Consider the following 15784-nt stretch of genomic DNA (forward strand, 5'->3'; position numbering starts at 1 on the left):
GGTCTTGACCTCAACGCGTTGGGATCAATTCTGGAACAAACTGAATCAATACGGCTTTTCCGTTGCCCTCTAATAGTATCAAATAGAGGTCGCACCCTCTCTGAGGAACTCGCCGCTTACTTAGCCATGAGTCAGACAAAATAGGTTAGCTTCTTGTTTCCTAAGAAGCTCTCACTCTAAATCTCTCTGACCCAAAAAAGAAATTTTCACAGGGAATCGAGTACCTTGCGAATGACTTGGTAAATAGATTCGAGTTCGCTGTCAGTAATGCAATAAGGCGGCATTAAATATAGCGTGTTGCCAAGCGGACGAATGAAGAATCCTAATTCTAGAAATCGATCGCGTAACACAGAGCCGATCGTGTTGAAATAGCCCGATGTTTGATCGGTCGTGATTTCCATCGCGGCGATCGTTCAAGGTCGCCAAATAGGGGAATCTGTCTTGTGATTGGGAAGGTTCATTGGGATGCAAATGTAATGTGACCAGACGTGAATGTGCGAATGGTGCCGTCAGAAAGTTGTAACCGGAGACAGCCACGATCGTCAATCCCGATCGCTTCCCCTGAAATCTGCTCTTGTGATGTCTCGATCGTGATAAATCTACCCAAAAGAGCATCTCGCTCTCGCACTACGGATAACAGATTAGAGAATTGAGACGAATGAACGGATGATTGCATTATTCCAGCTAACTGCAACAAGTAATAACGTAGTTTTTCAATTAAAAAATGCTCGTCTGGAATAATCGGAACAACTTCGTGAAGACTAATCGGATTTTTGATGGATGTAATCTCTAGGCTTGAAAAGTCAGCCTGGTAATTTAGACCAACCCCGATCACAAGTTTAGTTCTGTTAGTTACACCACTCGTAACGCCTTCACACAAAATTCCAGCTAGCTTGCGATCGTAGAGCCAGACATCATTCGTCCATTTTAAACACAACTGACTCTGTAATCTTGGAATCAAATCTTCAATGGCATAGATAACAGCTAATCCCGCAATCAGACTAAACTGAGGTAATTGAGCGGCAGGGAGCCGATCGAGCACTACACTCAACGTCAATACGCCCGGAGGCGACTGCCATTTGCGCCCATGTTGCCCCCGTCCCTGGGTTTGGTGACGAGTAAAGACAACGGTGCCGTGATCGAGTTGAGCAAGATGCTCGATCGCCCAAGTGTTGGTGCTCGGACAAGCTTCTAGCCACTTCAACCACGGTGGCAAGGGGTTAAATGTCGAATCGCTCATAACGCTCAAACTGCGAACCTGATAAAGAATAGCATCTGGCGTGAAAATGAAAGAATGTATCTCTCGATACGGTTCCTTCTAGCAGGTTAAGACGTATACTAAGCTCAAATCTTTTAGATTTTGGTCAACAAGACACAAACAGAATTTGCTTCTAGGGTTCCGGTTTAGCCAAGCTAAACGTCTGGTCCGAGAGAAGCAACCGTTTTTTAATCAGACGGTCACACGGCGGGAAAAAAGCCCGGGAGAGCCAGAGGGCAGTCATTGACTGTCGGCGGCTTCCTGGGCTTTTGCCATTTATTGCAAGGAGTGAATTATGTCTACCGCACAAACAACCGAGCATTCTTTAGAAATTGATCCCACGCTGATTTTGTGGGATGAAATCATTCCCGGCGGGGCTTATTGGTCGCGAGTGATTCAGCGCGGCACCACTCTACGGATTGTCGATTTAGAAGGGTCGAGAGGGCTTTCGATGCTGTGCTATAACGCCGATAATGGGGTCGAACGATATAACGCCGCCGATACCGCAAAAATTCAGTTCAATGCGTTCCTAAAAAAAGGGATGGTGCTCTATTCCGACATGGGGCGCGTGTTGTTCTCATTGACCGAAGATACTTGTGGACATCACGACACTTTAGCGGGATGCAGTAATGTTGCCACCAATGCCGCGAAGTATGGCGATGATAGCCGCAACTCTCGCGACAATTTCTTACTTGCCTTGACGAAGCGAAATATGGGCAAAAAAGACATCATGCCGAATCTGAATCTGTTTTCTCAAGTGGCGATCGAGCCAGATGGCTCAATGACTTGGGTAGAAGGTGCTTCTCAAGCAGGCTGTTTTGTCGATTTGCGTGCTGAGATGAATGTTTTAGCGATTCTCTCAAACTGTCCCCATGTGCTTGATCCCGTTACAGCTTACGATCCTAAACCCATTCGCGTGGTTGTTTGGAAATCACCCGCGCCGGGGGCTGATGATCTGTGCCGAACGGCATCACCAGAGGCGATTCGCGGATTTCAAAATACTGATGCTTTGTTTATTTAATTTATTGAGATCGAGAGGAGTACATCATGGTTTCAACGACACAATCTGAATTAGATTCTAAGTTAGCCGTTTATGATCAGGTTCTCGCCGCCCGCAAGCCGTGGGCACAGGTGATCAAAAAAGGTCAAACCCTGCGAATTGTCGATTTGGGAGGCAATCAAGCCGTCGATTTTTTGGTCTATAACGCCGATGATCCGAGTGAGCGATATAGCGCACCTGACACGATTCGGATGCAGGGAAACATCTTTATTACAACGGGAACAAAACTCTATTCTAACGATGGAAACGCGCTGATGACGGTAGTTAAAGACACGTGCGGAAAGCATGATACATCAGGCGGAGCGTGCAGTTGTGAAAGCAATTCGGTGCGGTTTGGACTAGATAAAAAGTGGCAGCACGCCTGCGTCGAAAATTTTCTCTATGCCCTCAAAGATTATGGAATGGGCAAACGGGATATGACGAGCAACATCAATTTCTTTATGAATGTGCCTGTTAGCAAAGACGGTACGTTAGAAATTGTCGATGGCATTTCTGATCCCGGTAGCATTGTCGATTTATACGCTGAGATGAATGCACTGGTGGTCATTTCTAATTGTCCGCAGATGAACAACCCGTGTAACGCTTACAATCCGACTCCGATTCAATTGCTGATCTGGGATGCGCTTTAGCTACTGTTCTCCTAACCATTCACCATGTTCGATAAAGTTTTGGTTGCCAACCGGGGCGAGATTGCCTGCCGCATTATTCGCACCCTCGATCGTCTTAATATCGCATCCGTTGCCGTTTATTCTGAAGCCGATGCAAATGCCCGTCATGTGGCGATGGCGGGTGAAGCTGTGGAGATTGGAACCGCGATCGCTGCCGATAGCTATTTGCGCTGGGAGCGGATTCTAGAGGCGGCACAGCAAACAGGTGCTCAAGCGATTCATCCGGGGTATGGTTTTTTGAGTGAGAACGCTGAGTTTGCGGAAGCCTGCGCTGCTGCAAATATCGTGTTTATCGGTCCGACTCCTGATCAGATGCGACGATTTGGGCTGAAGCACACGGCGCGAGAGTTGGCATCTCAGCATCAAGTGCCATTGCTGCCGGGGAGTCCGCTTTTGGGGAGTTTGGAAGAAGCGCAGATTGCGGCAAGTACGATCGGGTATCCCGTCATGCTCAAAAGCACCGCAGGAGGTGGCGGAATTGGGCTACAGCTTTGTCGAACTGAGGACGCACTGCCAGAATTATTTCAGACCGTTCAGCGTTTGAGTCAGAATAATTTTGGTCAGAGTGGGGTGTATTTAGAGAAATATGTCGATCGTGCCCGACATCTAGAAGTGCAGATTTTTGGTGACGGTAAAGGCAACGTAATTGCCCTCGGTGAGCGAGATTGTTCAATTCAGCGTCGCAATCAAAAAGTGATCGAAGAAACTCCGGCACCGGGAATCAGCGATCGTCTGCGTCACAATTTAGCAGAAGCGGCGGTGAGACTGGGTAAGGCAATCAATTATCAGTCAGCAGGCACCGTTGAGTTTGTGTTGGATGCTACGACCAATGAGTTTTATTTTTTGGAGGTCAACACTCGCTTACAGGTTGAACATGGCATCACCGAAGAGGTAACCGGAGTTGATTTGGTTGAATGGATGGTTCGACTAGCGGCGGATGATTTATTTCCGTTAGAGGAGTATCAACATCAGCCTCAAGGACATTCGATTCAGGTCAGAATTTACGCCGAAGATCCTGGTAAAAACTTTCAGCCAAGTTCTGGGCTATTGACAGAGGTGGTGTTTCCCGATTCTGTCCGGTGTGATACGTGGGTCGATCGCGGCACTGAAGTTACGCCCTTTTATGATCCACTGATTGCGAAGGTGATTGTGAAAGGAACTAATCGCGAAGACACGATCGAGCAATTAAAATCAGCGCTCGATGAATGTAAAATTGCAGGATTGGAATGTAATCTAGATTATCTGAGACAAATCTTAGATGACGAGACTTATAATGCTGGTGGTATTAGTACGCGATTTCTAGATTCGTTTCACTATGCAGCGAGTACGATCGACGTTCTAGACCCTGGAACCTTCAGCACGATTCAAGACTATCCGGGACGCACAGGATATTGGAATGTTGGGGTGCCTCCATCGGGGGCAATGGATCAGTTGGCATTCCGGCTAGCGAATCGGTTGGTGGGCAACTCGTCGGATGCCGCAGGGCTAGAGTTTACGGTGTCAGGTCCGACGCTGCGGTTTAACACCGATGCAGTGATCTGCCTGACGGGGGCGGCGATGAATGCCACGATCGACGATCGTCCCGTTTCTTTTTGGGCAGCAGTTTCGGTTTCAGCAGGGAGTACTTTAAAGCTCAAATCCATTCAAGGAGACGGCTGTAGAACTTATCTCGCGGTGCAAAACGGATTCAAAATCCCCGATTATCTGGGCAGCAAATCAACCTTTACGCTGGGGCAATTTGGCGGACACTGCGGACGGACTCTTCGCACCGGAGACGTGCTGAAATTACATCATGCTGAATTGAACCGTGAGCCGCGATCGCTGCCCCCCAATCTGATTCCACGCTATACCAACACCTGGGAAATTAAAGTCATTTACGGTCCGCACGGTGCACCAGATTTCTTTACAGACGCGGACATTCAGACTTTTTTTGCAACCGATTGGGAAGTTCATTACAATTCCTCTCGAACCGGGGTTCGGTTGATTGGTCCGAAGCCTCAGTGGGCACGAACAGACGGCGGTGAGGCGGGGCTACATCCCTCGAATATTCACGATAATGCCTATGCGATCGGAACCATCGATTTCACGGGAGATATGCCTGTGATTTTGGGTCCTGATGGTCCGAGCTTAGGCGGATTCGTCTGCCCTGCTACGATCGTGCAGGCTGATCTCTGGAAAGTAGGACAACTTAAGCCAGGAGACACGATTCGGTTTTGCCCGTTAACGTTTGCGGAAGCGCTTCAAAAAGAACTGATTCAAGATCAAGAGATCGACACGCTACAAAAAAATCTACAGTCTCAAGATAATAACCAATCAAATTTAATAACGATAAACCAATCAAATCGAGCAACGCTTTATGAGATTCCTGAAACGCCAGATCAAATCGCAGTGACTTATCGCCCATCAGGAGATAAATATCTTCTGGTTGAATATGGTGAATTGGTATTGGATTTGAATTTGAGATTCCGAGTTCATGCGTTGATGAATTGGCTACAGTCCAACTTGCTACCAGGAATTTTAGAATTAACACCCGGAATCCGATCGCTCCAAGTTCACTACGATAGTCGCATTTTGCCGTTAGCAGAGTTACTAGAAACGCTGATTGCGGCTGAAGGAGAGCTACCTGCGATCGAGGATATGGAAGTCCCAACGCGAATCATTCATCTCCCGCTTTCGTGGGAAGACGAATCGACGTTATTGGCGATTCAAAAATATATGCAGTCGGTGCGAAGTGATGCCCCGTGGTGTCCGAGCAATCTCGAATTTATTCGGCGAATCAACGGATTAGAGAGTATTGAACAGGTCAAAGAAATCGTCTTTAACGCCAGTTATCTCGTGATGGGATTGGGCGATGTCTATTTGGGGGCACCTGTCGCAACTCCGATCGATCCGCGTCATCGGTTGGTGACGACAAAATATAATCCTGCTCGCACCTGGACACCCGAAAATGCAGTCGGGATTGGCGGCGCTTATCTATGTGTCTACGGCATGGAAGGTCCGGGTGGCTATCAGTTTGTCGGTCGCACGGTGCAAATGTGGAATCGCTATCAACAAACGGCTGATTTTCAAGCAGGAAAACCGTGGCTGTTGCGCTTCTTCGATCAGATTCGGTTCTACCCCATGTCTGCCCCCGACCTGCTGAAGTATCGCGATGCGTTTATTCAAGGCAAGGTGAAATTGGAGATTCAGGAAGAAACCTTTAGTCTGAGACGCTATAACGAGTTTTTACGATCGATATCCGACGAGACCACTGCTTTCAAAACAAAACAACAGGCGGCGTTTGAAGCAGAGCGCGATCGCTGGGCAGAACTCGATCTTCAGGTCGAGACGGCGATCGAGCCTCCCGCAGCCGCGCCAGAGAGTGAGTTAGCGTTACCGCCCAACAGCGAGGTTGTGAGGGCGCATATCCCTGCTAATGTCTGGCAGATTGTGGTCGAGACAGGCGACGTGGTTGAGGTGGGCGATAAGCTCGTTGTGTTGGAGGCAATGAAAATGGAGATCGCGATCATTGCCCCTGTTGCAGGTACGATTCTGGATGTTCTATGCACCCAAGGACAATTGGTTTCAGTCGATCAGGTTTTATTTGTGATTCAAACTGAGGTGAATCTACTCGACTAAGATCTGCTTCACTGAGCGATGCGCTATTTAAGCTTGTTCCGCTTAAGTTTGAGTAGGAGAAATACGATCGTGCTTGGGATTTGCTACTATCGCATTATTAACTCCATAGTCAAGAGACCCCGGCTGCTTTTAGTGCCAGCGTAAAAACTATCTTTGCTGCTTCGCTTACTGTTGTTTCACTGGCTTTGTTTGCCATTGCTTTGCCCCACAGCACTAATTTTCCCATCATGGTAGGATTTACTTCTGCTTGCTTTGCTATACCATCGGCGACCTGTTGCTGAGAGTCTTCGACAGTCACGCCCTGATTTTGAAGCTGTTGAAGTAAGTCTTGAATTTGTTGAGCCGCTTGCGTCAGGTCTTGGCTCATGTTGATGTAGTTGCCCTGGATGTAATCACGATCGATTCGCTCGTTGTAATTACCGCTTCCCATGTGGATGTTTCGATCTCCCATTGATTGACTCTCCGCTGTTGCAGTTATGTTGATAGGTCTACTAGCTTCGTGTTTAGCAATCTCCATTATATCTGCGCTTTTTTGTTTGTAGATCTCAATCTCTCGATCCTTTGCCTGCAACTCTACTCGGTAGAGTTTTTCTTGGAACTGAAGTTGCATCTCATAACGCTCTTTGAACCCGCTTTCGATCGCAACTTTATCCGCTCCTGCTAGCACTTCTAAGCGAATTATGAATGCACCACCACTTTTCTTTTCAAGTGCTTGGATAGAAAGGTTATCATCTTCATACTCAGCCTGTAATTCCTGAAATGAGGCAAAAAAGGCTTTCCAGTCAATACCATCAGCAAAGATGAGGTCAACGGTTTCGAGGGCTTTTTGAAATAGAGCAGTGAACTCTCTAGGTTTGAAACTACCGCTACTAGGGCGACGTTCTTGCTGGTTCTGTTTCAAATAAACATACTCACAAATCACGCCATCTAGTTTGGTTTTACTGTTAGTGTTCCAGTCTTCTAGACAGGCTCCGGTCAATGTTGCACCTGTGAAGTTAGTGGCTAGCGCCTGGGTTCGAGTAAAATCTGCTCCACTCAGATTAGCATTGCTGAGATTCATGCCATTCAGGTTTCCATCACTTAGGTTAGCGCTATGCAAATCAGCATCACTGAAGTCCATTCGGCTGAGGTCTAAATCCTTTAACTCGTAGATGTCTATTTCGCTGAGGTTTACACCCCTGAAGTCTATTCCGCTGAAGTCTAATTCCCTAAGATTTATATCACTGAAGTCTATCTCGCTGAGGTCTATCTTGCTGAGGTTTACACCCCTAAGTTTTACACCCCGGAGGTCGATACTGCTAAGGTCTACTCTGCTAAATTTGTCACCGCTGAGGTCTATTCCACTCAGATTGGCACTGCTAAGGTCTATCCCACTAAGGTCGACGTTGCTGGGGTCTATCCCACTAAGGTTGGCATCGCTAAGGTTAGCACCTTCGAGATCGGCGCTGCTAAGGTCAGCATTACTAAGGTTAGCGCCTTCGAGATCAGCGCTGCTAAGGTCAGCATTACTAAGGTTAGAACCTTCGAGATCAGCCTTGCTGAGGTTGGCATACTTAAGATTGGCACTGCTAAGGTCAGCACCACTCAGATTGGCACTGCTAAGGTCAGCACTGATGAGATTAGAACCACTGAGGTCAGCACCACTCAGATTGGCACTGCTAAGGTCAGCACCAATGAAGCCAGAACCACTGAGGTTAGCACCATTTAAGTTAGCCTCGCTAAGGCTGGCATTGCCAAGGTCAACCATGCTAAGGTCAGCATTGCTAAGGTCAGCACCTTCGAGATCAGCCTTGCTGAGGTTGGCATACTTAAGATTGGCACTGCTAAGGTCAGCACCACTCAGATTGGCACTGCTAAGGTTAGCATTGATGAGATTAGAACCACTGAGGTCAGCATTGCTAAGGTCAGCACCTTCGAGATCAGCATTGCTGAGGTTGGCATATTTAAGATTGGCATTGCTAAGGTCAGCACCACTCAGATTAGCACCTCCGAGGTCAACACTAATGAGGTTAGAACCACTCAGGTTGGCATCTTCGAGATCAGCGCCAATAGAGTTGGCACATTCAAGATTGGAACCTTCATTACTAGAAAATTCTTGTCTCCACTGATTCCAAATTTCCACCCCTTGTCTTAGCAAATCTAACTGTTCCTGTTTCGCCACTATCTTGCCCTCATCCTTGTGATTTCCCAGTACTACTTCAACTAGATCGCACCCAATCCCTAAACCTTTAACTCCAAAGTAGCGTTAATCACCGCACATCGACCAGACGATCGCGCAACCAACCGATCGCGCTCTCGACATCTGCCACTTGCTGAAAGTGTCGTCGATAGGTCTTCTCGTTCAACTCGCTGTACCGACTCAAGCTCGTGACGTTGACGTTGACGCACACCACCAGCATGGTCGTGAACAACATCACAGAAAAGGTCACTTGCGGTTTGCGAAAACGCCCACTTTGGTCAGTAGGCTCTCTACAATGGCTGCCATCGCTATTCATCCGGTGCTTGGTTGATACTGTCCCCTCTCCCAAAAGGAGAGGGCTAGGGTGAGGGTAAAATCTGTGCTTCACAGATCGATTTAGAAACGCCCAGGGATTATCCTTTTGGAAGCATCTCCCTTGTAAACTTGCACAAAAACAGAATCTCTTAATGTGTTGTCTGTGGATTTCGACTCCGCTCAACCCACTCGATTTCTCTTAGCGCACTCATTGAGAGTCGAGATCTAAGCAAAGTCGAAGCCCGAAGAAATCGATCGAGACTCGATTAAACCGCAGTTCCTCTAGCGTGAAAGGGGCACCGCTCCAGCACCGTTCGGTGTCGCTCCATTGATGGGGGCGATCGTTCCGTTCTGAGACTGATTTAGATTGGTCGCCAGTTGTTTTTTGGAGCGTCTGTAATTACTCGGCGGTTTTCCACCTGCCATCTCATATTCCTTGCTGTCTCTGCCATACGTCGCCACGACAGCGCTCAAAAGCCGTGTTGACAGAATGGATACGGCGGCTTCGGCTTCGGCAAACTCGATGCGGGTGCGATCGACCGCGGAAAGAGCAAGATTATGAGTCTGCAAACAGGTGTCTGACGTGGTAATCAAGGCAGCATAGTCTTGCAGGGTTAGCCCATTGCCTATCTCTAGGTTGGGATGAATCGATTGCAGCCCGCGCAATCTTGCCTGCGCTTTTTCTAAAGTGGTAGAACGTCGTTTTTGATAAACCATAGAGTAGATAGCTCCCAATTCCAAATGCAGTTGTGGTGATAGGTTCACTTTAGACCTGCGCTCAGTCCACCGAGATCCGTAGAACCTTGGAATCTAGTTGATTAACGGAGTTGCTGTTGCGCTCAACTTCCGTAAACTCCGCTAGTCAGGGAGTCAGAAACCGTTTCGTAGACCTCAGTGCTCATTTCGTGGGTCTCAACAACGGCTTTGTAGACCTCAACAACGGTTTCGTGAACCCCGGTGCTCGTTCGTGGGTCTCAACAACGGCTTCGTAGACCTCAGTGCTCGTTTCGTAGGTCTCAACAACGGCTTCGTGAGTCTCAACAACGGCTTCGTGAACCTCAATGCTCGTTTCGTAGACCTCAACAACGGTTTCGTAGACCTCGATCGTGGTTTTGTAGACCCCAAACGTTATTTCTACAAAAAAGCTACCGATCTAATTAGACCTCCTGCACGAATCCTTCGCCCTCACCCTAGCCCTCTCCCTAAGGAGAGGGAACAAGAGGTTCTAGCTCCTTTCTCCCTGGGGAGAAGGGTTGGCGAGGGCTTGCCCCACTTCGTGAGGAGGGCTGTCCAGATTCATGCAAGAGGTCTATTGAGGCGCAGTTCAGAACAAACAAGCACCCGATCGATAGCTTTATTAAAAGTGTACGAGGTTTGAGGGAGAAAACCTCTGTGCTTAAGACTTCAGCGCATCTAACATAGCTTGATAGATGTGGCTTTGATCAATCGCACTTGGAACGCCCGGAATTTTATATCGCTTCGTCGTTCCACTAGGAGGACTGTTTACGTAATCCACGTCGCGACCAACATAATCTGCCAGCTTGAGTGCGCCACCCTGGAAATAGACGGGCACCATGCGATTGCTGTGGTTGCCCCACCCATATTTGATGGCAGGGTCAGATCCCCAAAAGTGACCTGCGGTAGCGGGCGTGTGTTTGTTGTAGGTCAGGTCGGCTGCTCCATTTGACTGCACGAGCTGCGCGTAGTTCTCGTTCAAGGTCAAATAGTGGTCGTGATCGGCAGTGACGATTAGTACATTCTTCTTCCAGCCGCCGTTTTGACCGACCCAGTTGATGACTTCTGAGACAGCTTTGTCAAACGATCGCATCGTTCCAACCAAGTTGTCGAGGTTGTTGTCGTGGGCTGCCCAATCAATGTCGCCCCCTTCAATCATCAGCCAAAACCCGTCTTTGTCTTTGCCGAGCACCTCTAGCGCAGCGCGACTCATTTGAGCCAATGTTGGATTCGCTTTGACCTCTTTAGCGATGAACTGGCGGTCGGTTTCACCCGGAGCAAGCGGACGAACGACATCTGGCTTAGGAATTTGAGTGCCGTTGTTAACCGCGGGGGCTGTGGCAGTTGAGGCAGCAGCAGTTGAGTAGAGGGAAAAGTTGTCTAACCCTGTAATGCTGTAATTGCCCGATGATCCCTGAGTCGGAATGTTGCCATTCTGACCACGAGCACCATACAGCCCTAGCAGCCGTTCACCTTTATTGGGGTCAATCTTTGTAGCGGTTTGAATCAGAGTTTTGCCGCCATCGACGATCGCACCTAAATCATTCGTCGTCGTGACCTTGGTATCGCGCTCTAAAAACGTGTAGCCATAGCGGTTGCTGGTAGGCTTTGACTTCAGTTCATCATAGGTAGACTTTTTGATGTAGGTAAAGCCAGCAGGCGTTCCGGTAGTTGCGGAAGTCGCGTTCTCAAAGTCTAGAGGATGTCCACCACCGAGCAGCACGGTTGGCAAATAGCCTTGGTCTTCTCGAATCGCCTCTTGCAAAATGTTGTCAAGCGCCGGAAAGTCATTGTCATATTTGCTACGACGATTGACGCTCGATGCTGCCGCTCCTGGAGTTGCGTGGGTGATGGGCACTGAGGTGACCAAGCCCGTCGATTTGCCCAACTCTCTAGCATCTTGCAGAATGGTTTTCACCGTAGTCCGCTCGTAGATGTCTACAGCCATTGCGTTGTTGTAGCTCTTGACCCCGGTGTAAAGGGTTGATGCCGTGTTTGCCGAGTCGGGATAGCTGCACTTAATATATTCAGGGTCGGCACTGCCCGGAGACGCGGGGTTCAAAGGAGTCCAAGGGTTCGATCCTCCTTTAGCAGACTCATATCCAACAATGTTGCCACCTAGAGGATTTTCCCCAGTGCGGCAGGGTTGAGCGGCTGTGGCAGTCAAGTTGCGGGTCGGTGTGCCAGGATTGAGCGCTGGATTGAATTGGAAGCCAGCCCGAACAGGAGCCGCGCCTGTCACTCCACAGTCGATGCCCGCAGGGTTGGTCGTCGATCGGCAGACTGCTGTGGTGGCATTTAAGGCGCTGTTGCCTGTTGAACCAGCGATCGTCGTTCCATACGTGGTGGCGTAGGTGTAGCCCGTCAGCTTCTGAAAGCTCAATCCCCGTCCTTTTCCAGCCGTGTAGAGCGGTGTGCCGTTTGCCACAGCCGCCGCACGAGCCATATTCCAGCCCATGCCGTCACCGATCATCAAAATGACGTTGACTCCGTTGCCCTTTTGAGCAGCCAAAGCGGAGGGTGTGGTAAGAGGAACCAGATTTAAGGAAATAATGCAGAAAAGGCACGCCATAAAAATGGATAGATGCCGAGTCATGGTCTGAAGAACGTTCATCATGGCAGATTCATTTAGCGGTGAGCTTCGGGTTGATAGATAGGCACAAAAAGCTGTGAACTTAGCTCAGAGCGAAGTTCGACAATTTCAAGAGTTTTATGGAGGCAAGAAGTCTAATCAGAGATAGCCCGATCGAGCTACTGATAGTAGTTGGGTGCCCGGTGAGAGGCAGCGGTTTCTAAGGCAAACTCGTTGATCGGCGGTTGAACCTGCGACTCATTCACCACCGGAGCGCTTTGCGCAGGGGCGATTTGAGGGGCGGAAAACGAGGCGATCGCCAGCATCAAGGCTCCGCAAAAGCCAACGAGAAAATAGATGCACCAGCGCAGAGGTTGAGGAAAATTGAGGATCATCATGGGTTATTCTAGGTTGAAGAACGGTCGGTCTGGGGAGTCAGATTGAGACATTTGTTGAGCCGCCGCCCTTTTGCAGCAAGCAGGGTTCCGGTGACAGCAAGCAGTCCAAGCACGACACCGGGTTCAGGAACCTTTTTGGCAACGAGTTTTGCGGTTCCTAGCTTGGCACCTGTTAAACCGAGGTCGGTTCCGGCGATCGTGGCAGCGCTGAGAGAATCGTTAAACTGCTGGGCAACTTTGACATCAAACCCAGGAACAGTGAGAATGCCCTCCGCCAACGTGGGAGCGCCTGTGGGAGTTAAATCGAATAACCGTAAGCCTGTGGTCAGCGTATCTCTGAGAAAGAAGCCTTGATCGAAGCCGATCGAGAAATCCCCAACTTCTAATGATGACGGATAGCTGAGTTTGGCTTCGTCAACCGCAAACTTAATGCCACCAGAATGCTCGATCGTGCCGCTCACCGGAGCAAATGCCTGGGTCGTCGCATCGTAGCTAAACGTAAAATCAGTGCTAGGGTTGACTGCAAACCCAAGCCCAAAGCCCGTCGCTGCGGGAACGGTGCCAAAACTGCTGTCAAACTTCAACCCCACCGATGCGAGGGCATCGAGAGCCGTCTGATCTAGCTGAAGGCTGGTCGTTCCTGAGCCAACTTGATAGGTTGAAGGAGCCGCCTGAACGGGAGTCACTGCGACGATCGCAACGGTTGCTATCCCCAGTAAAGCGCTTAGAGAATGAAGACGCATAGGTAAGTTGAATAAATGACTAGAGGTTCAGAAATCTCTTACTTAGGTTAATACTCAGCTTGCTAAACTCCGTGTTGTCCCCAATACATGAGAGGTTAAGCTTTGGTTGAAGAATGGGTGTAGTTTGGGTTTTTCGAGCGATTGTTCGCTGATGATCTGAAGCGTCATCTCTTGGATCAAGAACGCTTCAGATAAGTGAGTTTTGATTTGTTCTAAAAGACAATCGCGATCGTGAGCTTCTAGCGATGCCGAAACATATAAATGGGCATTAACTGCAGTGTGACCGGATGTAATGCTCCAGATGCGCAGATTTTTGACCTGAGCGATCGGCTCAAATGTCAGCAGTGATGTCTCGACTTCTATGGGGTCGATTGACCGGGGCGCATATTCCAGTAGGACTTCCAGGCTTTCTCTAATGAGCGGTAGAGCGCTGACGGTAGTTAAAGCCGCCACTAACAGACTCGCGGCAGCATCCATCCACATCCAATGCCAAAAATAGATCGCTAGACTTGCGGCAATCATTCCGATCGAGCTAGCCGCATCTGCCATGACGTGCAAAAAGGCGGCTCTTAGATTTAAGTCAGTTTGACTGCGCTGGTGTAGCAATCCCAAATTTAGGCTATTGACTCCTAGCCCGACGGTTGCCCCCATCAGCATTGGCAACCCCAAAACCGTCTGCGGCGTGTGGAAACGATCGACGCTTTCCCAAATCACAAACGCGGCGATCGCCAATAGACTTAACCCATTGAGTAACGCAACCAGAATTTCGGCTCGCTGATGCCCAAAGGTCGATCGACCTTTAGCAGGGCGTTGAGCGATCCAGGCGGCGAGCAGCGTCAGTCCTAGCGCTGCAATGTCTGCACATAGATGCCCTGCGTCAGCCAGCAGTGAGAGACTATGGCTCAACGCTCCGATCGCTAGCTCAGTGGCAAAAAGGCTGCTTAACAACACGAGTGCAATGCTCACCATCTGCACTTTTTGATGTGTATTTTCTGAGTGCAGATAGCCGCAATAGCAGGGGCGTAAGACCAATGGTTTGCGGGCAGTAGGTCGATTGACGGTTAGGGTCATGCAGCGGAACTCAAGACGATAGATTGAGATAGGGAGACAACTGCCTGCCCATATCTGTGAACAGATTATCAGGTTTATCTTTAATAGGTGGGTAAGCGAACGTTAACCTTGCGTAAACAGTTTGGGGCAGCGATCGGGCAACGTTGAAAACACTAACTCCTACGATCGATTCAGAACTATACTGACAACAGATTTCCTGCACGAATCCTTCGCCCTCACCCTAGCCCTCTCCCCAAGGAGAGGGAACAAGAGGTTCTAGCTCCCTTCTCTCTGGGGAGAGAGAACAAGAGGTTCTAGCTCCCTTCTCCCTAGGAAGAAGGGTTGGCGAGGGCTTGCCCCACTTCGTGAGGAGGGCTGTCCAGATTCACGCAGGAGGTCTAATCATCCTTTGCGGCACTCATCCTGTGGGTTCGACTTCAAAACCTAAACTAGCTCGAAGGCGGAGTGTTCGCTCTCGATTGCTTCTGTCTGTTTGTGCAGCCGGACTCGTCGCAGTCGTGCTGCCGTCGGAGTTTCATTGGGCGACCCGCCTTCTCTGCATTTGGGATACGGGAATGATTTGCTTTCTCGGTTTGATTTGGCAGTTGATGCTGACTGCTACACCTGACTCAATGCGCCGCTACGCTCAGCAAGAAGACTTTGGACGCTTAGTCATCTTGAGTCTAGTGACGACAGCCGCCTGTGCAAGTCTGTTTGCGATCGCCTTTCTTCTGCACGACAAAGGGGTAGAGAAGCGGCTGCTGCTGTTGCACCTAACACTCTCGATCGTCACGATCGTCGGTTCGTGGCTGTTGGTGCATACGATTTTTGCCTTCCACTACGCGCACGCCTACTACAAATCGGGAAAGTCACTGCATCAGTGTAAAGAAGATGGCTTAGATTTTCCGGGGGATGTCGAGCCAGATTACTGGGATTTTCTCTACTTTTCGTTTGTGATTGGCATGACGAGTCAAACGTCAGATGTGGAAGTGACTTCTCGTGAGATCCGACGACTGGCACTGCTGCATGGAGTGCTGGCGTTTTTCTTTAACACCACGATCGTCGCGATGACCATCAATATTATCGCAGGGTTGATTTAAATCAGGGCGAAGAACAACGTATCGGCTGATCTCCACCTGCGTACAGATCTCGGTACCCATCACCCCATCACAAGATAAATGCTCAAGT

Annotated in this window: 13 protein-coding genes and 1 riboswitch; of the genes, 4 read left to right on the top strand and 9 right to left on the bottom strand. The window is 49.2% G+C overall.

The annotated features are described in order from the left end of the window. Positions 1 to 206: 206 nt before the first annotated feature. Together A8707_RS17430 and A8707_RS17435 are read right to left on the bottom strand one after the other, a co-directional pair. The gene (locus A8707_RS17430) at positions 207 to 401 is read right to left on the bottom strand and encodes an aminotransferase class III-fold pyridoxal phosphate-dependent enzyme (protein ID WP_068818482.1); all 195 of its coding nucleotides are present in this window, start codon (positions 399 to 401) and stop codon (positions 207 to 209) included. Between the two features lie 56 nt (positions 402 to 457). Next, entirely contained in the window at positions 458 to 1240 is a 783-nt protein-coding gene (locus A8707_RS17435; protein ID WP_068818483.1) for a biotin--[acetyl-CoA-carboxylase] ligase, read from the bottom strand. Positions 1241 to 1380: 140 nt separating this feature from the next. Further along, a riboswitch (guanidine-I (ykkC/yxkD leader) is annotated at positions 1381 to 1487 on the top strand. A 66-nt stretch (positions 1488 to 1553) separates the two neighbouring features. Here A8707_RS17435 and A8707_RS17440 point away from each other — a divergent pair. Genes A8707_RS17440 through uca form a run of 3 tightly spaced genes read left to right on the top strand, consistent with a single transcriptional unit; the run spans position 1554 to position 6604 of the window. Further along, positions 1554 to 2279 (top strand): urea amidolyase associated protein UAAP1, encoded by a 726-nt coding sequence (locus tag A8707_RS17440; protein ID WP_068818484.1) that lies wholly within the window; start codon positions 1554 to 1556, stop codon positions 2277 to 2279. A gap of 26 nt (positions 2280 to 2305) precedes the next feature. After that, positions 2306 to 2947, top strand: coding sequence for an urea amidolyase associated protein UAAP2 (locus A8707_RS17445; protein WP_068818485.1), 642 nt, complete (start codon positions 2306 to 2308; stop codon positions 2945 to 2947). 24 nt (positions 2948 to 2971) lie between these two features. Then, positions 2972 to 6604, top strand: coding sequence for an urea carboxylase (gene uca, locus A8707_RS17450; RefSeq protein ID WP_068818486.1), 3633 nt, complete (start codon positions 2972 to 2974; stop codon positions 6602 to 6604). Positions 6605 to 6713: 109 nt separating this feature from the next. Here uca and A8707_RS17455 read toward each other — a convergent pair whose 3' ends face one another. The 7 genes from A8707_RS17455 to A8707_RS17490 all read right to left on the bottom strand — a co-directional run bounded on the left by A8707_RS17455 (position 6714) and on the right by A8707_RS17490 (position 14617). Beyond that, positions 6714 to 8765: a pentapeptide repeat-containing protein gene (locus tag A8707_RS17455; RefSeq protein WP_068818487.1), complete on the bottom strand. Its 2052-nt coding sequence runs from the start codon at positions 8763 to 8765 to the stop codon at positions 6714 to 6716. A gap of 88 nt (positions 8766 to 8853) precedes the next feature. Further along, on the bottom strand, positions 8854 to 9099 hold the full coding sequence (locus A8707_RS17460) for a hypothetical protein (protein ID WP_068818488.1): 246 nt from the start codon (positions 9097 to 9099) through the stop codon (positions 8854 to 8856). Between the two features lie 281 nt (positions 9100 to 9380). Continuing rightward, on the bottom strand, positions 9381 to 9815 hold the full coding sequence (locus tag A8707_RS17465; protein ID WP_068818489.1) for a hypothetical protein: 435 nt from the start codon (positions 9813 to 9815) through the stop codon (positions 9381 to 9383). Positions 9816 to 10494: 679 nt separating this feature from the next. Continuing rightward, complete coding sequence (locus A8707_RS17475) at positions 10495 to 12450, bottom strand: alkaline phosphatase (RefSeq protein ID WP_082906410.1); 1956 nt, start codon at positions 12448 to 12450, stop codon at positions 10495 to 10497. 134 nt (positions 12451 to 12584) lie between these two features. After that, complete coding sequence (locus A8707_RS17480) at positions 12585 to 12803, bottom strand: hypothetical protein (protein WP_068818492.1); 219 nt, start codon at positions 12801 to 12803, stop codon at positions 12585 to 12587. A gap of 8 nt (positions 12804 to 12811) precedes the next feature. Continuing rightward, a complete protein-coding gene (locus tag A8707_RS17485) occupies positions 12812 to 13546 on the bottom strand; it encodes a PEP-CTERM sorting domain-containing protein (protein WP_068818493.1) in 735 nt (244 codons plus the stop codon). Positions 13547 to 13600: 54 nt separating this feature from the next. Then, the gene (locus A8707_RS17490) at positions 13601 to 14617 is read right to left on the bottom strand and encodes a cation diffusion facilitator family transporter (protein WP_082906411.1); all 1017 of its coding nucleotides are present in this window, start codon (positions 14615 to 14617) and stop codon (positions 13601 to 13603) included. Positions 14618 to 15075: 458 nt separating this feature from the next. Here A8707_RS17490 and A8707_RS17495 point away from each other — a divergent pair, with 458 nt between their 5' ends. Further along, a complete protein-coding gene (locus A8707_RS17495; protein WP_231948122.1) occupies positions 15076 to 15696 on the top strand; it encodes a DUF1345 domain-containing protein in 621 nt (206 codons plus the stop codon). The last annotated feature ends 88 nt before the right edge of the window (positions 15697 to 15784 follow it).

The sequence above is a fragment of the Phormidesmis priestleyi BC1401 genome (genome assembly GCF_001650195.1).
GTDB classification, from domain to species: domain Bacteria; phylum Cyanobacteriota; class Cyanobacteriia; order Leptolyngbyales; family Leptolyngbyaceae; genus Phormidesmis_A; species Phormidesmis_A priestleyi_B.